At 64.3% G+C, this 18,216-nt stretch carries 18 protein-coding genes and 2 pseudogenes; 4 read left to right on the forward strand and 16 right to left on the reverse strand.

The genetic code is table 11. The features are described 5' to 3' along the window. Positions 1 to 84 precede the first annotated feature (84 nt). A complete protein-coding gene (locus tag TZ00_RS19750) occupies positions 85 to 723 on the reverse strand; it encodes a hypothetical protein (protein WP_238579690.1) in 639 nt (212 codons plus the stop codon). Positions 724 to 1,084: 361 nt separating this feature from the next. Here TZ00_RS19750 and TZ00_RS13390 point away from each other — a divergent pair, with 361 nt between their 5' ends. Then, entirely contained in the window at positions 1,085 to 1,309 is a 225-nt protein-coding gene (locus TZ00_RS13390; protein WP_044442445.1) for a hypothetical protein, read from the forward strand. A 31-nt stretch (positions 1,310 to 1,340) separates the two neighbouring features. Here TZ00_RS13390 and TZ00_RS20640 read toward each other — a convergent pair. The 6 genes and pseudogenes from TZ00_RS20640 to TZ00_RS13410 all read right to left on the reverse strand — a co-directional run. Beyond that, positions 1,341 to 1,412, reverse strand: a pseudogene (locus TZ00_RS20640) (nuclear transport factor 2 family protein); the annotation flags it as partial. Positions 1,413 to 1,430: 18 nt separating this feature from the next. Beyond that, positions 1,431 to 1,595 (reverse strand): annotated as a pseudogene (locus tag TZ00_RS19760) (IS3 family transposase); the annotation flags it as partial. Positions 1,596 to 1,890: 295 nt separating this feature from the next. Beyond that, positions 1,891 to 2,250, reverse strand: coding sequence for a hypothetical protein (locus tag TZ00_RS13395; protein ID WP_044442446.1), 360 nt, complete (start codon positions 2,248 to 2,250; stop codon positions 1,891 to 1,893). A gap of 60 nt (positions 2,251 to 2,310) precedes the next feature. Further along, entirely contained in the window at positions 2,311 to 3,144 is an 834-nt protein-coding gene (locus TZ00_RS19000) for a hypothetical protein (RefSeq protein ID WP_052521572.1), read from the reverse strand. Positions 3,145 to 3,562: 418 nt separating this feature from the next. Next, positions 3,563 to 3,934 (reverse strand): YybH family protein, encoded by a 372-nt coding sequence (locus TZ00_RS13405; RefSeq protein ID WP_044442447.1) that lies wholly within the window; start codon positions 3,932 to 3,934, stop codon positions 3,563 to 3,565. 137 nt (positions 3,935 to 4,071) lie between these two features. After that, positions 4,072 to 4,551 (reverse strand): DUF3817 domain-containing protein, encoded by a 480-nt coding sequence (locus tag TZ00_RS13410; RefSeq protein WP_044442448.1) that lies wholly within the window; start codon positions 4,549 to 4,551, stop codon positions 4,072 to 4,074. Positions 4,552 to 4,597: 46 nt separating this feature from the next. Here TZ00_RS13410 and TZ00_RS13415 point away from each other — a divergent pair, with 46 nt between their 5' ends. After that, a complete protein-coding gene (locus TZ00_RS13415) occupies positions 4,598 to 5,881 on the forward strand; it encodes an MFS transporter (protein WP_044442450.1) in 1,284 nt (427 codons plus the stop codon). A 183-nt stretch (positions 5,882 to 6,064) separates the two neighbouring features. Next, positions 6,065 to 6,727: a hypothetical protein gene (locus TZ00_RS13420; protein WP_052521573.1), complete on the forward strand. Its 663-nt coding sequence runs from the start codon at positions 6,065 to 6,067 to the stop codon at positions 6,725 to 6,727. A gap of 80 nt (positions 6,728 to 6,807) precedes the next feature. Here the strand turns inward: TZ00_RS13420 and TZ00_RS13425 are convergent, their stop codons facing one another. The 5 genes from TZ00_RS13425 to TZ00_RS19985 all read right to left on the reverse strand — a co-directional run bounded on the left by TZ00_RS13425 (position 6,808) and on the right by TZ00_RS19985 (position 12,574). Continuing rightward, entirely contained in the window at positions 6,808 to 9,468 is a 2,661-nt protein-coding gene (locus TZ00_RS13425; RefSeq protein ID WP_084606151.1) for an ExeM/NucH family extracellular endonuclease, read from the reverse strand. Between the two features lie 158 nt (positions 9,469 to 9,626). After that, entirely contained in the window at positions 9,627 to 9,956 is a 330-nt protein-coding gene (locus TZ00_RS13430) for a DUF7882 family protein (protein ID WP_044442452.1), read from the reverse strand. Between the two features lie 396 nt (positions 9,957 to 10,352). Next, positions 10,353 to 11,039, reverse strand: coding sequence for a copper resistance CopC family protein (locus tag TZ00_RS13440; protein WP_161793774.1), 687 nt, complete (start codon positions 11,037 to 11,039; stop codon positions 10,353 to 10,355). Positions 11,040 to 11,076: 37 nt separating this feature from the next. After that, positions 11,077 to 11,814 (reverse strand): YcnI family copper-binding membrane protein, encoded by a 738-nt coding sequence (locus TZ00_RS19765; RefSeq protein WP_044442456.1) that lies wholly within the window; start codon positions 11,812 to 11,814, stop codon positions 11,077 to 11,079. A 142-nt stretch (positions 11,815 to 11,956) separates the two neighbouring features. Continuing rightward, a complete protein-coding gene (locus TZ00_RS19985; protein WP_052521576.1) occupies positions 11,957 to 12,574 on the reverse strand; it encodes a hypothetical protein in 618 nt (205 codons plus the stop codon). Positions 12,575 to 12,683: 109 nt separating this feature from the next. Between TZ00_RS19985 and TZ00_RS19005 the strand changes: the two genes are divergently transcribed. Next, positions 12,684 to 13,859 (forward strand): proline-rich domain-containing protein, encoded by a 1,176-nt coding sequence (locus TZ00_RS19005; RefSeq protein ID WP_152631204.1) that lies wholly within the window; start codon positions 12,684 to 12,686, stop codon positions 13,857 to 13,859. A 257-nt stretch (positions 13,860 to 14,116) separates the two neighbouring features. On the opposite strand, the gene TZ00_RS13460 is transcribed toward TZ00_RS19005, so the two are convergent. The 4 genes from TZ00_RS13460 to TZ00_RS13475 all read right to left on the reverse strand — a co-directional run bounded on the left by TZ00_RS13460 (position 14,117) and on the right by TZ00_RS13475 (position 18,197). Further along, complete coding sequence (locus tag TZ00_RS13460; protein WP_044442457.1) at positions 14,117 to 15,526, reverse strand: cryptochrome/photolyase family protein; 1,410 nt, start codon at positions 15,524 to 15,526, stop codon at positions 14,117 to 14,119. Next, positions 15,523 to 15,966, reverse strand: coding sequence for a MarR family winged helix-turn-helix transcriptional regulator (locus TZ00_RS13465; protein WP_044442459.1), 444 nt, complete (start codon positions 15,964 to 15,966; stop codon positions 15,523 to 15,525). Before TZ00_RS13465 ends, TZ00_RS13460 begins: the two co-directional genes overlap by 4 nt. A 440-nt stretch (positions 15,967 to 16,406) precedes the next feature. Next, positions 16,407 to 17,243, reverse strand: coding sequence for a hypothetical protein (locus TZ00_RS13470; protein WP_044442461.1), 837 nt, complete (start codon positions 17,241 to 17,243; stop codon positions 16,407 to 16,409). 657 nt (positions 17,244 to 17,900) lie between these two features. Continuing rightward, positions 17,901 to 18,197 carry a hypothetical protein gene (locus TZ00_RS13475; RefSeq protein ID WP_044442462.1) on the reverse strand — a complete coding sequence of 99 codons (297 nt, stop codon included), beginning with the start codon at positions 18,195 to 18,197 and terminating at the stop codon, positions 17,901 to 17,903. Between the last annotated feature and the right edge of the window lie 19 nt (positions 18,198 to 18,216).

Consider the following 18,216-nt stretch of genomic DNA (forward strand, 5'->3'; position numbering starts at 1 on the left):
AAACAGCAAGACCCGCCGATCCACGAGTGTGGGGCGAGTCCGCTGTTCGAGCTTATCCGTTGCCTTGCTATGCAGTTATCGAGCTCAACTCAGGTCGAAATCAAGCTCTGTCATTTGCGGAGGAGGCTTGGCGCGAGTCCAACTGTTTCCGAGAGCGGTCCGCTCTTCGGCCGTGAACTTCAAGTCCGAACTTCCCGGAACCAGGATCTGGCCGCGAAGCAACGATAGGTCGAGGTTGATTGGGTAATCCTTGAGGTGCGCTGACCTTGCGAATGCTCGTCGGACATCATCATGCGCTTCGGCATAGTTCCACCCGTTCACCTCCGCCAGTACCTCTTTCACGTCCTTCAGATCCAAAGCGCGCCCAACGTGTTGGGTGTTGTGGCACTTCTTGCAGAGAGCGATAAGGCCCGCGAGGACCTGGACCACCTCAGACTCTCGAAGCTCGAAACGCCAGATCTCGTGGCAGTCGGGATGCTGCACACGTCGCTTTGGGCCGAGGGATTCACCCCCGCAGATCTCGCAGCGCTTGCCAGCTCGAGCCGAGACGGCGAGCCGGATTCGATCCCATTCAGATTCCCGTGCGATGCCGCGCACGTTGGAACCGAACACGTTTGTGGGCAGTGCGTCAGCACGCATCCGAACATGGCCGGCTGGGGAGTGCGGCAGCAGCGTGGGGAGTAGCAGGTCTGCGAGAGCTGGTTCAGTCACGATGCGGCCCACGATCGATTGACAGCAACCATGACAGCAACGCATCGCTGTCCCAGGTGATCCAACGAGAGCGGGGGAGTGAAGGATGACCCGCCAGACATACGCAGTGGACTTGGATACATGGCCCGAACCTTTCTACGGATCAGAAGGCCAGGGGTTCGAATCCCTTAGGGCGCACAGAGATACACCAGAAAGCGGCTCGCGAAAGCGGGCCGCTTTTTTGTTTGCCCTGAGAAGTCCGCGCTCCAACGCAGGAGAAATCGACCCTCGGTGCGCGAAAAGCTCGGTTCGGCACGATTTTTCCTGAATACGGGCGGTGCGGGCACCGGACGGGGGACAGACGGGGCTCGCTGAGCGGTGGGAGACTTCACTCATGACGATCGAACAGTGGTGGCCGAATCTGAATGACGCAACGCAGGCCTGGTTGATCGCCCACAATGGCGAGGCCCTTCCTGCCTCCGTGATCGCCGAGATTGTTGCGGCCGGGGGAGTCGCGACTTCGGAATCGACCTGGGTCGCCGAGGTCGGCCCAGACGGCCTTCTTCCTTCCGACGAGGCCGTCGATTGGATCGAGGCAGCCGCGAACGACGAGGTCTGATCCGCCGGTCGAGGCCGAACCCAGCGCCGAGTCAGGCGCTGAGGTGCTCGTGTGTCATCTGCCAGCGACCGTCTCGACGAGACATCACGTTGGTTCCCCGTCCGCTGCCACTTGCAGGCTACGCGACCCCAGCCCGGGTCGGCACGAACTGCAGATCAGTGACCCGCAGCCGGTTCGGGGCCTCCCGCTTCACCTGGTCCGGGTGCCTCGCGGACGTGGGGTTGGGGCGAGTTGTCATGACTCGTTTGCTTTGGGTCGCGCCCTCGATGCCGGCGGCACGCATGAGTGTCCGCGCGGAGAAGGCTAGCTAGCTCATCCTCGTCGCTGCATCGGGATGTCCAGTCAGGTCCCACCGGATCTGTAGTGGCGCCGATGTCATTTTCACAAGCGTTACTAGTCGGATTCTGCACAGGGCACGATACGTGCGCGACAGTACTGTCGACGCCTCATCCGACCATCGGCATGGGTAGTTCCGGATTGGTGCCTGCGGAACCGGAGGTTGTCGCTCTCGCCCTGGTGTACCTCGCGCGTCCGGTTTCTCTAACTAGAGAAGCTTCCGGCTCACGTGAACTGCCGCCACGCTAGGGCTTTGATTCGGCCAAAGAGGCGTCTGCGCTCGCCAACTGCTCTTCGTCAAGAGAACGGAGGAGGCTCGGACGGAGGAACTCTTGACGAACGATCCAGCCGTAGCTGACCGACGAATCCAGTCTTTTCTTCCAGAGCCAAGCGGCATAGAGAACCGATGTGCCGACGGTCACTAATACGAGCAGAAGTGCGGCTCCAAGGTTGGCAGGCTCAACAACGAAGAGGATGGCAGCAAGCGCTGCTGTGGCCACAAATGAACTCACAGTCGGCAGAAATCTTGTCTCGGGGATGCGTGAGCCGCCGGTGAGGAACCCTATGCAGATTCCTCCGAGAATCACGAGAGCAGAAAGCAGCATGATTTCCTTTCGTATGAAAGCCCGGCGGAGCATGAGCGTCCGCCGGGCTTCGCTTACAGACTATCTGCAGTTGTCGCTAATCCACCGAATTGCAAGGGGAGCTGGGATCGCAGCGATGAAGACGCAGCCGTTTGCATTCGCAGCTAGCCCGGCCTGCAGGAACCACTGCGCACCTGCTATGCCACACGCAGCGGCAAGTGCCGGGAACTTTGCGATGGTTGCGCAGAAACCGGTCACGGCACCCACATTGGCGAGTTCCCTCGTCTCCTGCTTGCTGAATCCCGCGCCGTATGCGGCGGAGTACCACTCCCCGGTGGGATCAGCGACGATAGGATATGCGGCGTCAGCCGCAGGGGCAACGACCTGTTTCAGGATGTTGCCGTCGATTTCGTAATGGGTGTCGACGACAGCACCGTTTGCATCCCGAGCCCAGGCTTCGCCGATGCCATAAATCTCTATCTGGCCATTTTCGGCGAAGCGGTATGCCCAAAACGTCCCGTCTGCGGCTTCGGCAAGGGAGTAGTCGGCTCCTACTTCATATGAATAGGTAAGAGGTGCAGACTCGTCCTTCAACACCGTTTGGAGGCGAAGTTTTCCTGACGACAAGGACTGCGCGGCAACATCGACGGCGCTGTTGCTCGTGTAGACAATCGTGCCGTCTGAGGCTTGCTTCCCCGCGACTGAAGGCCCATGCTGAGGCAACCCGATCTGGAGGGGGACTTCGGCATCACCCTTCACTGTCACGGTGTCGGAAGAATCTAGGGGCAGCGCTGCCGCGGTTGAATCAAATCCGCCCTGCCCCGAGATGGTCGTTAGCTGAACCTCACCTTGCGTTGGCGCGACCGCCGAGATCAGGTCGGCGGTCTTGTTTGTGTCGGAAGCGTCGTCTGCCATGGCGGGGGATATTCCTGCCCCAATGACAAACGTGCTTGCCACGAGGAAACCAAACCCCAGTTTCCAATGCGAATTTGTACTAACCATTACCTACCTCGTTCCGTATCGTTCGAGACAAACTTGCTCTACCAACGTAACCATTAAGGGGGGTACTCGCATGATTGGTTTGGTACGTCAAGTCTCAAGCTGAGCGTGAACAACGCTTGTATCGTGCTCGGGAGGTGGCTAGCCGACGTTGCATCATGGTGCGTTAGTTGGCTGCCATGAAGCCTGACGGTGGCGCCTCGGACCGCGACCACTTCAGGCTGAACAGCTTGCAAGTCATATGAGAAACTGGAAATAAGTCCATGCCACGCGGGCAAAATTTCCTTGTGTTGGGTCGACGTGACCTCAGCCGCCGATAAGCTCCGCGAGCGAGTCAGGCGCTGAGGTGCTCGTGTGTCATCTGCCAGCGACCGTCTCGACGAGACATCACGTTGGTTCCCCGTCCGCTGCCACTTGCAGGCTGTCCATTTTGGAGACCTGTCCAGTTGAATCGGTAGCGCACAACGGCGATGTCATCGGCCCGGTGCACCCACTCGACATCCGAGATGCGGTAGGTCTCGTCCTCGATGACGCGGAAGTTGTATGCGACCGCGTCTACGATCGCCCGTTTTCCAACGTGAGTGCCGTTCGTGAACCAATACGTGGCGTCCTCGGCGATCAGCTCGCTCCACGCGTCGATATCGTGCGCATTGGTGCGTCGTTCGTATTCGGCCAAAAATGAATCTGCGTCAGCGGTGAGGCTCATGCGCTCGATCGTAGGCTGCGCCGCTGACCGCGTCCTTCGTCGTGCCAGTGCGTTTCAACGCAGGAAAAGCCGACCCGTCGCGTGCGAAGGTGCCTGAATCGGGGCGATTTTCCTGAATTGGAGCGGGCCGCGACCGGTCAGGCTTTGCCTCCGGGAGGGCCGACCATCAGCAGCGTCGCCATGATCACGGCGAGGGCCACGAAAAGACCACCCGCCAATGGGATGGGTCGCTGAATCGCCCAGCGGAACGCCCGATCGAGCGGGCGCGCGTCTCGGGGGTCGCTTGTCGCATCCGTTCGCCATCCGCCGTCGAGATCGCCGCGGCGAGCGAGCCACCGTTCCGTCGGGATGGTGGCGTAGGGCACCACGGCGGATGCGACGGCCAGGGCCGCGAGGCCGAGGTGCCACCGCTGGTTCACGGCCACGACGCCGGCCTGCAGTGCATACGCGATGAAGATCAATCCGTGAATGAAGCCCGCGATCGATACCGGCCAGTCGCCGACTCCGACCGCGTACTTCAAAATCATGCCTGCGATGAGCAGCGTCCACGTGATGGTTTCTAGCAGGGCGAAGACGCGGAAGAGTTTCTCGGGCGTGAATGTGTTCGCTGTGGCCATGCATCCAGTGTCTCGCACCGTCGGTGGCAGCCCGTACCGTGGAAGCATGGCACAGCTTCCCCGCGCCATGCGGCCCTTCGCTACCGGGCAGTACCGGTTGCTCTTTGGCGCGCTCACTCTGTCGCTCTTCGGCGGGGGCATGTGGCTGGTGGCACTCGTTTGGCAGGTCATCGAGCTCGGCGGGGGGCCGCTGCAGCTCTCGATCACGGCGACCGCCACGAGCATCGGAATGGTCGGCGCCACACTTATCGGCGGAGTCGTCGCAGATCGCGTGCCGCAGCGCCTGATTCTCGTGGGCATTGAGAGCGTCAAGCTGGTGAGCATGGCCGGCATCGCCACGCTCGCGCTCACCGGGTCGCTCGAGCTCTGGCACCTGGTCGCAGCAGCCGCTCTGCTCGGCATTGGCGAGGGGTTCTTCTACCCGGCGTACTCCGCGATTCTTCCCTCGCTTCTTCCTGCCGACGACCTGCTCGCAGCGAACGGCATCGAGGGTGTGCTTCGCCCCGCCGCCATGCAGGCTGCCGGCCCGGCGCTCGCAGCAGGGCTCATCGCGATCGGCGGCCCGCCCCTCGCGTTCGTTGTGATTGTCGCTGTGCATATCCTCGCGCTCGCGGGGCTCAGTGTGATGCGCAGCGTGCCCGTCGCGCGCGACCGCTCGGGCGACACCGCGCATCCGCTCGTCTCGGTGTATCGCGACATGCGCGAGGGCGTCATCTATATGGTGCGCACCCCGTGGCTGTTCGCGACTCTGCTCTTCGCGTTCGGCTGGGTGCTGGTGCTGCTCGGGCCCATCGAGGTGCTGCTGCCGTTCGCGGTGCGCGAGCAGACAGGGGGAGGTGCCGGATCGTTCGCCCTCGTGCTCGCCGCCTTCGGAGTGGGTGGCGCGATCGGATCGATCGTCGTCGCCTCGCGTCGACTGCCGCGCCGCTACCTGACTGTGATGCTGCTCGCGTGGGGCATCGGCTCGGTTCCCCTGGCGATCATTGGGTTCACGAGTGAGCTCTGGGTCATGGCGGTCGCCGTCTTCGTCGTGGGTTTCACGGGCTCGGCCGGCCAGGTGATCTGGGGAACTCTGCTTCAGAGGCGCGTGCCACGCGAACTGCTCGGGCGTGTGTCGAGCCTCGACTTCTTCGTCTCGCTCGCGCTCATGCCGGTGTCGATGGCGCTCGCGGGCTCGGTCGGCGAAGCGGTCGGTCTGATGCCCACGTTCCTCGTCGCGGGGATCGTGCCCGTGTTCTTCGCCGTGGCGGCCCTGCTCATCGCCCGCATGCCGCGCGACGAGATCGCGCATCCACTGGATGCCGCGCCGCCCCTCGAAGAGGTCGCGTGACGTCGTCACGCTGATGTCATCGAGTGTGCAATTTCGGCCTGTATTGGCAGGGTGCACCGACCTTTTTTGCACACCCGAGACGGGTCTCGACGTGTGTCGAATGCGCGGTTCGGTACTTTCTCACTGAGTAGTGCCACTCTGGAACCCCGACGCGTCAGCGTCGTGTGAATGAAGGGGGCCGTCATGGCTGATAAGAAGACGAAGAAGCCCGCATCGAAGGCGACGAAGAAGTCGAACGAGAAGCCCGCGTCGAAGGCTGCGAAGAACATCGAGAAGAAGCTCGAGAAGGCGGCGCGCGAGGCGATAGCCGCGGCGGAGACCGCAGTGAAGAAGGCACGCAAGGCGGCGAGCGAGCGCTCGAAGGAGTTGCGCAAGCAGGCCAGGAAGGTTGGCCGCGACCTCGAGAACGTCGTGAAGGATGTCGTGCCGGAGCCGAAGAAGCCCGTCGCCGCGAAAGAAGCGACAGCTGCCGTGAAGAAGCCGGTCACCAAGACGCCGGCGGCGAAGAAGCCTGCCACGAAGGCTGCTGCCGCGCCGCAGGCGAAGAGCCCGGCTGTAGCAGCGCCGGCCGCCAAGAAGCCGGTTGCCAAGAAGCCGGCCGCTAAGAAGCCGACAGCGAAGGCGGTTGCCACGCCGCCCATCACATCCGCGCCTCCGGCGACGAAGCGTGGACTCGATCTGCCGAAGGCATCCGCCACCAAGGCCGCGCCGAAAGCGGCGCCGAAGGCATCCGTCGCCACGAAGCCGCCGACCCTCGTCGAGCTTCGCGCGCAGGCGAAGGCCAAGGGCGTCGTGGGGTACTCGCGCATGAGCCGCGCGATCCTCGTGGAGCGCCTGAAGGACTAGTGCCCGCACGCAATTCAGGAAGAGCGCGTCACCGAGGCCACTATGGCGACGGTGACGCGCTTCTCCTGAATTAGTCGCGCCTAGGAGCGGCGACGCCGCAGCGCCAGGCCGCCGAACCCTGCTCCGAGAACGAGCAGTGCAAGGGCTCCGAACAGGATGGGTGCCGCATCGGTGCCTGTCGCGGCGAGGCTTCCCGAGCCCGAACTGCCGGCTGCCACGCCCGGAGTGCCTGTTTCCGGAAGTCCGGTGCCGGGGTCAACGGGCTCATCCTCACGCAACGACAGCCCCACGACCACGGGGTCGTGGTCGCTCGAGCGGTAGGGATCGGCGCTGTAAAGGTTCACCGCGTTGTAGTTGTACCGGCTGTACTCCAGGGCGATCGACTCGACAGAGTTGATGTTCCAGATGTCGGTGCCTGTCACATCCGCCGCCGCGGCCTTGGAGGCGAAGACGTGGTCGAGCGAGCCGACCGCGCCATCGAAGGCGTAGCTCTTCTTGCCCGTGGCCTCGCCGAGGTCGGTGTACCCGGCCGCGAGAATCACGTCGATCGGGTCCTCTTTCTCATACGAGTTGAAGTCGCCGCTCAGAAGCACGCGGTCGATGCCGGTGTCTGAGACGAGGCCGTCGGCGAACGTCACGAGGGCCGTCGCCTGGCGCACGCGCGAGGCGTTGGATGCGCCCTGCCCGTCGCCCTGGTCGGCGTCTTCACCGGTGCCTGACCCCTTTGACTTGAAGTGGTTCACGATGGTGATGAAGCGCGTGGACTCTCCTCCGTCGACCAGCTGGAACGCCTGGGCGAGCGGGTAACGGGCATTCGAGAAGGCCGTGTCGTCGTCGATCACCGAGTCGCCGACCGTCTCGACGACTGCCGTGCGGTAAATGAACGCCGTGCGAATGACATCCTCGCTCGCAGGAACCGCCGCAGGGGAGGGCACGAACGCCCACGTGCCCGCGCCGGCCGCCGCATTGAGCGCGTCGGTCAGCTCGGCGAGGGATGCGTCGCGGTCGAGCCCGAAGCGGCTCGAGTTCTCGATCTCCTCGAGCGAGACGACGTCGGCGTCGAGGGCGTTGATCGCCGAGACGATCTTGGCCTGCTGCCGGTCGAGGTCTTCCTGCTCGGCGGCTCCGCGGGCGTCGCAGCCGGAGTTGACGGTCACGGGGTCGCCGTCACGGTCGGTGTAGTAGGTGCATCCCGTGAGCTCGTCTCCCGTAGTCGAGAAGTAGTTGAGCACGTTGAACGAGGCCACGGTCGCGTCGCCACCGACTGCGGCGGGAGCGGGCGTGCGTGTGTTCTCGAAGGTCGCGGGCTGCACGGTCGCGGCGTTCGCGGGGGTGAGCTCCTGCGTCGGCTGCAGGTTCCAGGCACCGAAGCGGTAGTCGACGACGGCCGGCCTGGTGAAGGTCACGGCTGCGCCGATGCGAACCGGGTTCTCGACGGTCAGGTACGGCAGCGGCTTCGACTTGTTTGCGGCGCTGTTGAAGTTGGTGCTCGCCCCGTCGTCGAGGGTTACGGCCGCGGCCGCGTTGGCCGCGACGAGTGCCGTGTAGTCCGCACTTCCCGGCTCGGTCACCGAGGTGGGCGTCACGAGGGGCTCGGTGCCGGCGGTGAGCACGATCGACCCGTAGTAGTTCGTGTCGTAGTTGTCGGTCACCGTGTAGTCGCCGGCCGGGGAGAGCAGCATGCTCTCCAGCGACTCCCGCAGTGCGGGGTCGCTGGGCAGGGCGACGGCTGCGGGGGCGGGTGGGGTGACCGCGTCGGTCAGCGCGGTGAGTCCGCCGGATGCGACGGTCAGCTCGGTCAGGCCCTGATACTCCGACACGACGCCGGTGACCTCGACGTACGCGCCGATGGCCGCCTGCTGCACCGTGGCCGACGAGAAGACGAAAAGGCCGTCGGATGCCGTGTGCGTCGCCAGGTCGAGGTTTCCCCCGGTGCCGGGCGTCTGGATCACGTAGCCGTTGAAGCCGCCCGTGGGGTAGCTCGCGGTCACGACTCCGCGGGTGATCACGGTCTGGCCGGCCAGCGGGCTCGTGTCGCTCGTGCCCTGGATCTCGGCGATCGCTGCCTCGACCGCAGGACCGCCCGGCTCCTCCGGCGTAACCTCGCCGCCGCTGTTCTGCGGCGTCGGGGCGGCGAGCGCGAAGTCCGCGGAGTTCACGTCGGTGTCGACGGGCGTGGTGCGCGTCATCGAGGTGGTTATCGACGGCCGGGGAGCGGCGGAGCCCTCGAAGGTGTTGGACGTTCCGTAGCCGAGCAAGTCGACGATGGCCGGGTCGTTCACGAGCGAGCCCGTGGGGGGAGCGGCGAGCAGGCCGGTCTGATTCGACAGGAACAGCGTGCCTCCGGCCCCCGCGGCAAAGGAGTCGCTCATGATGGCGTCGGGCGTAGGCAGCGCTGCCCCGTTGCCCGCGTTGCTTCCACCCTGGATCAGGTAGTACCCGCCGGCTGCGATACTGCCGGTCAACGACAGCACGCCGCTGGGGTTGGCCGATCCGCCCGCGGAGCGGTACTGCAGAGACATCGAGCTGAGATCGACGGCCGTGTCGGTCGGGTTGTAGAGCTCGACGAACTTGTTGAGGTACGTGGCGCCGGCGGATCCGCCGTTGACGTAGGCCTCGCTGATGATGACTCCGGTACTGGCTGCGAAAGCGGGTACGGCGATCACCGGACTGGCCGCGAGGGCCGTGCCCGCCAGAACGGCGAGGCCGATCCTGAGGCTGCTGTGGTGCATTCGGGGCATGGGCATCCCTTGTTCAGATAGTGGGTGGGTACCCATCTATCCAAGGGATGTTCGGCGACGACTCGAAGTCGTGCGTGTAAACAGCAGGTTTAAGTTACCCCTGTTGAGGGGGTGTTGGGCGTGTCAACGCATGCTGTGATACGGCCCCGCCGACAGTTCTAGACGTGCCCTCGAGGTGGATTCGTCGCACCGTTCGGCTCTTCAGAGAAGATGAGGCCCTGCCCGCTGTTGGCGGACGAGGTCAGAATCTCGAGCCACTCGCGGTTCAGGGTGGGCATCTTTCCGCCGAAGAACTTGAAGTAGAGGGGGATCGACTTGTCGAGCCAGATGCTCGACCGACCATCGCCGATGGCCGGGTCGTCTTTCCACGAGAAGAAGAAGCTCTCGCCGCGGCGGAGCTTCGAGCCGATCACGATCTGAAGGTGTGTCAGTGCCCTGTCGTCGAACTCGATCTCGATGTCGGAGTCACCGTATAGCAACTTTCCCATGATGTCCCCTCGTGCCTTACTGCGTCGCTGTGCGCGATGATCCTCTCACACTAGGCGAGACACGGCCGGAATCATGATTTGATGCGAAGAGTGACAGCGCGTCATCCAGGCTGTGCACGGTGCGGGATGCGACGCCGCTCTTCAAAAGGGTCACTTCGAAAACGCCGCCTCGTGCCTCAATGAACCCGAGGAGTGACGCGGCGTCGTGAACTGATACGCGAGGGTCGGAGACTCGCCATTCCGTCGGCGACAGCCTCACAAGCGAGATCGTCTCTTGACTCGGCTCGGTGGTGCTGTGTGCAATCACGCGGTTCCTGCTCTTTCCTCGCTTCCTTCGCGAAGCGCGCGAATCGAAGCTCTCACCAGTCTCGGTGAGAGCTCCGATTCGCGTCAGGGCTAGATATCCCCCGAGGAGCGTGAATCACTTCCGGAGCCGGCTCCCAGCTTCGGCCGCCGCAGCGCGAACAAAGTCACGCCCACGGCGACCGCGACGGCGGCGAGAGCTCCACCGGCCCACGCCACCACTGAGAGGAACTCGTCATCCGACGTGGCGGCCACCGACTTCTGGTCCGAGCTGTTTGCGGACGACCCTGTGGAACCGCCATCCGAGTTGCTGTCGCCGGTCGTGTCGACCGCCGTCGCGCAGACGGGCGCGGCTTTGGAACCGGTCGAGGCGGGCTGCCCCGCATCCGGCTGCCAGGTGAACGAGAACTGATTCGACACCGGATGGCCGTCGGTCGAGACGACCCGCCAGATCACCGTGTAGTCACCTGCCGGGCCGAGCGCGGCCGCCGTCGATATGGAGGGTCCCGAGACGGTCACGCATCCGTCGCCGTAGAACAGGCCATCGGGGCCCTGCACTTCGAGCGCGCCGGCCGATCCGGTGTTCTCGCCGCCGAAGTCGAGCAGCACGTCGTTGGTCGTGATCACGAAGTCGCTCGGCAGCGTGGTGAGCACAGAGCCTGCCTCGGGCGTCGACGACACGAGATAGTTGTGCGCCGACGCAGCCGGAAGCTGACCGATCGCGCCGACGGTGAGCGCGCCCGTGCCGAGCAGAGCCAGGGCGCCAATCGCGATGGTCACGCCGGTCGACAGTCTCGGCAGAGGGATGCGCATGCGCTTAGGCCGCCCGCGAGCGTCGCGTGGCCACTACGGCGATGACGACGCCGACGGCTCCCACGACGAGACCGCCGATACCGAGCACGCGCGCCAGCACGTCGTCCGAGGAGCCGGAGGCCGCGCTCGGGGCCGAGCCCGTCGCATCCGACGCCATGCTGCCGGCCGGCATCGGATCGCCGTCGGCCTCTGTGGCCACGGCGTCCGTCACGGTGATGCTGGGCGCCGGATGCTCGACCGAGTCCTCGTCAGCCCCGGCGGCCGGGACCTCGTTCCAGTTTGTCGACCCGGTCTCGCAGGTCTGCAGTACCGGGAACTTGAGGGTCGTGCCTGCGGCATCGGTCGGCAACTGCAGCGAGAGCGCGAAGGTGTCGCGGTAGCCGTCTGCCAGCGGGGTCTTGGCCGTGTACACAACCTGACCGACGCGCTCCGCTGTTGCCACACCCTTAGCGTTCGTCGTCGGCGTTGCCAGCGGGGCCATGACTTTCGAGACGTCCCAGTTGGGGTTGATGGTGGGCGTCACCGACGGGATCGTCTCGGGAACGTCGATGGTGATCGACGTGGTGGCCGACCCATCGCATCCGTGCGGAACGGCGAACGTGAGCACTGTGTACGACCCGGCGGCGGTTGCGGCGGGGGTGACGCTCACGTGGGCGCTTGCCGAGAGCGGCACGGCGACCGCAAGCAGCACGCCGAGGCCGAGGCCGGTCGAGGCGAGGGTGAGCGAGGTGGATTTCTTCATGGCGAGTCCTTGAAAAGAGTGCGGAGGGGCGCGTCGAACGCGCGGTTGCTCCGGCGAGATGGATGCGCAGGGTGCGCGAAAAGATCTCGGTGCGCAGGCGAGTGCCGGCCCGAGTAGTGCCGCCCGATTAAGGGGGAAGGGGTCAGGCGAAGAGCGGCGGGCCGCGGTGCCAGAGGGATGCGCGCAGCACCTCGAGCATGGCCGGCGCGTCGATGCGGTGCACGCGACCGAGGCGGACGGCCCGGGGCGCGAAGACCGGCGTGGGAAGCAGGAGCGATGCAAGGCGGGTCGTGCGCAGCAGCGCAGCGGCCAGCAGCCCTCGAACGGCGCGCTCGCCCCAGATGATCGCGGCGAAGGTGGCGATCGCCGCGAGCACGTGGCCCGCGACCATGGCGACGTCGATCGTGATCGCCATTCCATTGGATGCCGCGGGCCCCGTGGGTGCGAACATCGCGGCCATGTCGTGGCCGCTGTGGGCGGCGGGGCGCGCGCCCACTGTGTGTGCCGCCGGAGTCGCGATGAGGCTGAAGAGCGTGTGGAAGAAGACCTGGCTCACGGCAACCGATGCGCCGATTCGCCAGTACGACAGCCCGCGCCCGGCGAGCGCCACGCAGATCATGGTCGAGAAGGCTATGGCCAGAGAGAGCGCCGCGACGCTGGGGGCGGTTCCGCCGGCGAGGGCGTGCGAGAAGGCGGCGACGAAAGTGGAGAATCCGGCGGCGAGGCTGCCGCGAGCGACGCGTGTCCAGCGTGTGCTCATCGTGCTCCTCGTCTTGCGATCCCGATCAATTCTATTCGGCTCTTCCTCTCGCAAAATCCGCGCCCCGCTATTCTGATGAGCAGGATTGTGACGAGTGTTAGGAACCTCCGTGAGTCTTCCCCCGTATCCGACCGGCCCCGAGCAGGGCGGCTCGCACGGTCGACCCCCGGTTCCGCCGATGCCGACGCAGGGGCCCATGCCGACGCAGCCCGCCTATCAGCAGCGGTTCGGTGGCCCACAGCCGCAGCCCACCTTTTCGCCGCCGCCCAAGCCCGTCCGCACACGAGGCATGACGTGGTGGCAGTACCTGATGGTCGGCGTCGCCGCGCTGCTCGCGATCGCGCTTCCCGCCTCGATCGTCATCTACTACACGGCCAACGCTCGACTCATCGCCGATCGCCAGTCGGTAGCCGATTACACCCCGAGCGACAACATCTCGTCGCTGGTCGAGCGTGCAGACCTGAACGACGTCGGCACATTCATCTTCTATACGAGTCATCCCGAGCTGAACACGGCCAACGAGTTCAACACGGCCTGCGGAATCCGCCCCGAGCAGTTCCTCCTCGGCTGCTACACGGGTGAGACCATCCATCTCTATGACGTCACCGAGGAGCGCCTCGATGGGCTGCGCGAGGTCACCGCGGCCCACGAGATGCTGCACGCCGCTTTCGACCGCCTCGACAAGAAGTCGCAGGACCATCTGGGCGAACTGCTCGAGAAGGCCTACGAGGAGCACGGAGACGATCCCGAGCTCGCAGACCGCATGGACGCCTATGCCGCGTCGCAACCGGGCACCCGCATCACCGAGCTGCACTCCATCGTCGGAACTGAATTCGCCGATCTCGACCCTGAACTCGAGGCGTACTACAAGCGCTACTTCAACGACCGCAGCATTGTTGTGGGCCTGCACGCTTCGTACATGAAGGTGTTCACCGACCTCGAGCAGCAGACGACAGACCTGTCGAACCAGATTCTCGCGCTCGCAGACGAGATCGAGTCGGATACCAACACGTTCAACGCCGACCAGAACCAACTCAACGCCGACATCGACGCCTTTATCGCCAAGAACCAGGCCTACGGCTACTCCGGCGATCCGGCCGGGTTCGATGCAGACAAGGCGGCTCTCATCGCCCGCGACTCCGAGCTCGACGCGCGCAGAACAGCGATCAACGACAAGACCACGCGACTCGGAGACCTGCAACAGCAGCTCCGAGACCTCGACGCCGACGCGCAGGCTCTGAACCGCAGCATCGACTCCACCATCGTTCCTGGCGAGGGAATCTAGCCGCACCCGCACCCGCACCCGCACCCGCACCCGTCCCCTGAGCCTGTCGAAGGGGCGCCCGCATCGACTCGGCCCACAAGCGCCGAAAACCCCGGCCTTGCGTGCATGTGCGCCGAGTCGATCAAGCGCAGCAAAGTCAGTCGGCGCAGATGCACCTTCCGCAGCCGACGAGGGTGCCTTTGCGCCTAATCGATGCTCGCGAAGTCTCGCGGCGAAGTGCCCCTTCGACAGGCTCAGGGAACGATCGGGCGCGAACCCTAGCCCGGCTCGCCCAACGCGCGATCCTTCGAGATCGAGGCGTAGGCATCCAGAGCGGCCTTGCGCGACTCTTTCAGGTCGACGAGGGGCGGGGGGTAGGTCTCTGCGTCGATGTCGGGCACGAATCGGCGAATGTACTCGCGGGCGGGATCGAACTTCGTGGCCTGAAGCTCGGGGTTGAACACGCGAAAGTACGGCGCCGCGTCGACTCCCGACCCCGCCACCCACTGCCAGTTCACCGCATTGGCGGCCGGATCGGCGTCGACGAGCGTGTCCCAGAACCATCGTTCGCCCTCGCGCCAGTCGATGCGCAGATTCTTCACGAGGAACGACGCCACGACCATGCGCACCCGGTTGTGCATGATTCCGGTCTGCCAGAGTTCGCGCATGCCGGCGTCGACGAGGGGGACTCCTGTGCGGCCCATTTGCCACGCCTCCATCACGACCGGAGAAGGCTCGGCCCACGGAAAATCGTCGAAGGCCGGTCGCATGTTGGCGTGCGTGATCTGCGGCCAGTGAAAAAGCAGGTGATACGAGAACTCGCGCCACACGAGCTGCCGCAGAAACGCGCTCGCCCCCTCCGCGGCCCGGGTTCCCTCCGAGGTGCGTCTGTCGAGCGACGCCACGTAAGAGCGGGTCTCGTGCCACACCTGAAACGGGCTGATCTCGCCCCAGCGCAGATACGGCGAGAGACCGGATGTCGCATCCTGCGCCGGCAGATCCTGCTCGGCCACATACGACGACAGCTCGTCAGACAGGAACGCTCGGAGTCGCTCGAGCGCCGTCGTCTCGCCCGGCGTCCAGGCCTCGCGCAGGCCTCCCGCCCAGTCAGGCGCTGTGGGCAGCAGAGACCAGTCATCCAGAGCGTCGCTGGTCACGCCGGCGAAGAGGGTTGCCTCGTCGACGACGGGCAGCGGATGCCGCGGCTCGGGTTCGGCGAGGCACGACCGGTAGAACGGCGTGAACACACGATAGGGGGCACCCTGGCCCGTGAGCACGGTCCAGGGCTCGAACAACAGTGACGCCTGAGTGCTTCGCGCCTCGACACCCGCAGCCCGCAGCGATGACTTGATGCCGGCATCCACGTTTCGTTCGGCCTCGCCGTATCTGCGGTTCCAGAAGACGGCCTTCGCGCCCGTCTCGGTCACGACGGAGTCGATCACGTCGGCGGCCGCGCCTCGTCGAAGAGTGAGCTCGAGGCCGATGTCGCGCAGCGACGAGGCGAGAGCCTCGAGACTGTGGTGCAGCCACCAGCGGGCCGCGCCGCCCAGTGGCCTGAGGCCTGAGCTGGCGTCATCCAGAATGTAGAGGCACACGATGGGCTCGCCACGCTGGGCGGCCTCGTGCAAGGCCGGGTTGTCTGCGACCCTCAGATCGTCGCGAAACCAGACGATGCTGGGTGCGCTCATCTGGCGGTGACGCTCGCGTAGAGCTTGCCGGTGAGGCGGGCGAGCTCAGTGAGCTCATCGGGTGAGAGGGCCGTGCTCATGCGGCTCGTGATGGAGCGACCGTGAATGCGAGCGGCGTCGCGGAACAGCGCAAATCCGGCGTCGGTGAGCGAGACCAGGGTTCCGCGGCCGTCGTTCGGATCGGTGAGCTTCGTGACAAGACCGCGGGCCGACAGCCGGTCGACCAGGCGAGAGATGCTCGGCTGGGTGAGCAGCACGTTCTCGTTCAATTCCCGGATGCGCAGGGTGCGGTTCTCGCTGCGGGTCAGGGTGAAGAGCACGTCGTATTCATTCAGCGAGATGACGCCGGAGGGGAACTCCGACGCGATCTGTCGCATCACGGCGACCTGCGCGCGGAAAAGGGATTCCCACGCGTCGACGGGGGAGGCTGGCTTGGTCATGGGGATCCTCTCGTGGCTCCACATTAGGGCGGCCGCCGAGGAATTCCCGAAAGAGGAGAGGCGGGTTGACATCCCCGCCGAAGTGAGGGGCCCCGCAGACAGACAGAAAGCCCGTCGTAGAGGCTAACGACGGGCTTTCTTCCCTTGCACCAAGAGTGTCCTGCAATCACATTCCGCGTTACTTGCCACAGCAAACAACTAACGCTCTAGAACCATATAACGGTTGAGTAACGGAGCGCTAGTTACCAAAACGTTATTTTGCTGGGAGTTGTCTGTGAGCCCCTGTTTGGGGGTGACTGTCCTTTGGTGTCCAGTACCTCATCGTTGGCAGGTCGGTCGGAGAGGATGCATGAGGCGGCGGCTTAGACGCGGCTCTCTCCGAGGCCCAGACGGCTTGATGAAGATACCCAAACTGCATAGCTCAGCCTGTTAGGCGATGGCTATTGTCTGACGGCCGACGCTCTGATCGACTCTTTCATTGCGGTGATGAAGGATGTACGGGCATGCTCGTCGAGCAGGTCGAGCGATAGGTACGGGTTGAGGTCTTCCAGCTCCACAAGGAGCAATTCCCCATCTCCTGTGCGGCAGGCATCGACGCGTTGGATGCCGTGTTCGATCGTGTTCCAATCGATGAACTGTTGAGCAAAGGTCCAGTCGTCGTCGCTCGCTTGATAGTGCTGCAGCTCCCACCGTTTTGTGGGGTCTGGAGCATTGAGTGCGTATTGCGGGGTGCGGTCCACGTAGTAGAACGAGACCTCGTATTGGAAATCGATGCGAGGTTGCACGAGCAGATTGTCGTAGTGGAGCGTGGGAAGCTGGTCGCGCTGCACGACAGTGAGGCCGATCGAGTCAGCTCCCAACTTCGGCTTCGCGATGTATTCGGCAGTGTGGGGAAGTTGCGCGAGGTCGGCGGCGTCGTCGATTGTGGGGATGACTGGGTATCCGGCTCGGAACAGATCGAGCAGGTACTGCTTACCTGTCTGATCGGCTCGTCCGGTCGGTTCAGTGAACACGCAGATTCCGCGATTTCGCGCGGCCTCCCGGAATGCTTCGTACTCAGGCAGGTAGTGAATGACAGGCCCGCTATTGCGCAACACGACGACGTCGAACGCGTCCATCAGCTGCTGTGCAGCGAGCGGGGGGCAGATCGCGACGTCGAAATCGTCGCCGAGCTGAGTGGAGAGGTAGATGTCCTCGTCGCAGTAGCGTCGGCCCTTCGCTTCGTAAGCGAGATCGCTGACATACAGGATGCGAAGACGCTGGCGAGCCGCACTCATGCTCGTGCTCCAGGCGATGCGGCTACCGGACCTGGCGCTCGATGGCCAATACGCAAGGGGCGGCTGAGGGTGAGCGGTCTGTAGATAGTTCGCATCGGGATCTCCAGGGCGGGACAGGCAGTCGCGCCGCCGGTCTTGAGGTGGTCAAGTGATCGAAGTTGCGCTGACGACGTGGTTTGACCGTGTCACGACGGAGCGTTCTGTTCGAGCTACTGCACAGTGGGCTGTGGTCTCCGGACGAGCAGCAGCTCACTCGGACGTTAGCAGCAGTGACGATGACCGCCACCTGATCTGCGTTTGTCCCGCCCTGAGAATTACCCCCAAAACTCCGGGACCACGCGAGCTTGACCGGTCGTGCACTTTCTACCGCCGCGACGTCCCCGTCCGACCGGACCTGTCGGCTGACTCCCGGGCGCGACTCTGTGTCCGGTCGAGCAAGACTTTGATCGGCCGCCGCCCACTTCCGACGGTATGAGGTGTCCCAGGAAGTGCGCACGCACTGCGCTTGGTATCGTTTCGCGTTTTTCCTTTTGGACAAGTTAGTTGCCACAACTCGAGCGGCGTCGTTTATTCGACCGATCATGAAATGCCAGGAATCTAGACAGTTCCACCGGACAAATTGAATGGCAATTGGTCAGGTTGAATGGCAAGGGACAGCTATGCGCTCGTCGACACGGTCAGCAGCCAGGCGAAACCACCGAACGACACCAGGCCCAGCACGGCGCCAACGATGGAGCCGATCAGGCTGAATGTAGGCCACTTGGCTCCGGGCAGGCGGCTCATCCTGAAGCCCTGTGCTGCGAAGAGCAGGGGAACGAAACAGGCGAGTACGGAGAATGTCCACGACCCGCCCTTTTGTGCCGTCGATGCGACGAGATAGATCGAAAACGCGGCGATGGCAATGCTCAGGATGGCGCAGGCGCGCGCCGATATTGGTTCGTTTTTCGCACTCACGGATCTAGATTACAGATCC

Source organism: Agreia bicolorata (assembly GCF_000938265.1).
In the GTDB taxonomy this organism is placed as follows: Bacteria; Actinomycetota; Actinomycetes; order Actinomycetales; family Microbacteriaceae; genus Agreia; species Agreia bicolorata.

Excerpts from the sequence above, each read along its gene's own strand:
- TZ00_RS13465 (WP_044442459.1), bottom strand. The coding sequence starts at position 15,966 with ATGACCAAGCCAGCCTCCCCCGTCGACGCGTGGGAATCCCTTTTCCGC.
- TZ00_RS19000 (WP_052521572.1), bottom strand. The coding sequence starts at position 3,144 with ATGGCAGACGACGCTTCCGACACAAACAAGACCGCCGACCTGATCTCG.
- TZ00_RS13430 (WP_044442452.1), bottom strand. The coding sequence starts at position 9,956 with ATGGGAAAGTTGCTATACGGTGACTCCGACATCGAGATCGAGTTCGAC.
- TZ00_RS13410 (WP_044442448.1), bottom strand. The coding sequence starts at position 4,551 with ATGGCCACAGCGAACACATTCACGCCCGAGAAACTCTTCCGCGTCTTC.
- TZ00_RS19985 (WP_052521576.1), bottom strand. The coding sequence starts at position 12,574 with ATGAGCACACGCTGGACACGCGTCGCTCGCGGCAGCCTCGCCGCCGGA.
- TZ00_RS13395 (WP_044442446.1), bottom strand. The coding sequence starts at position 2,250 with ATGCTGCTTTCTGCTCTCGTGATTCTCGGAGGAATCTGCATAGGGTTC.
- TZ00_RS13470 (WP_044442461.1), bottom strand. The coding sequence starts at position 17,243 with ATGAGTGCGGCTCGCCAGCGTCTTCGCATCCTGTATGTCAGCGATCTC.
- TZ00_RS13415 (WP_044442450.1), top strand. The coding sequence starts at position 4,598 with ATGGCACAGCTTCCCCGCGCCATGCGGCCCTTCGCTACCGGGCAGTAC.
- TZ00_RS13420 (WP_052521573.1), top strand. The coding sequence starts at position 6,065 with ATGGCTGATAAGAAGACGAAGAAGCCCGCATCGAAGGCGACGAAGAAG.
- TZ00_RS13460 (WP_044442457.1), bottom strand. The coding sequence starts at position 15,526 with ATGAGCGCACCCAGCATCGTCTGGTTTCGCGACGATCTGAGGGTCGCA.
- TZ00_RS13425 (WP_084606151.1), bottom strand. The coding sequence starts at position 9,468 with ATGCCCCGAATGCACCACAGCAGCCTCAGGATCGGCCTCGCCGTTCTG.
- TZ00_RS13390 (WP_044442445.1), top strand. The coding sequence starts at position 1,085 with ATGACGATCGAACAGTGGTGGCCGAATCTGAATGACGCAACGCAGGCC.
- TZ00_RS19765 (WP_044442456.1), bottom strand. The coding sequence starts at position 11,814 with ATGAAGAAATCCACCTCGCTCACCCTCGCCTCGACCGGCCTCGGCCTC.
- TZ00_RS13405 (WP_044442447.1), bottom strand. The coding sequence starts at position 3,934 with ATGAGCCTCACCGCTGACGCAGATTCATTTTTGGCCGAATACGAACGA.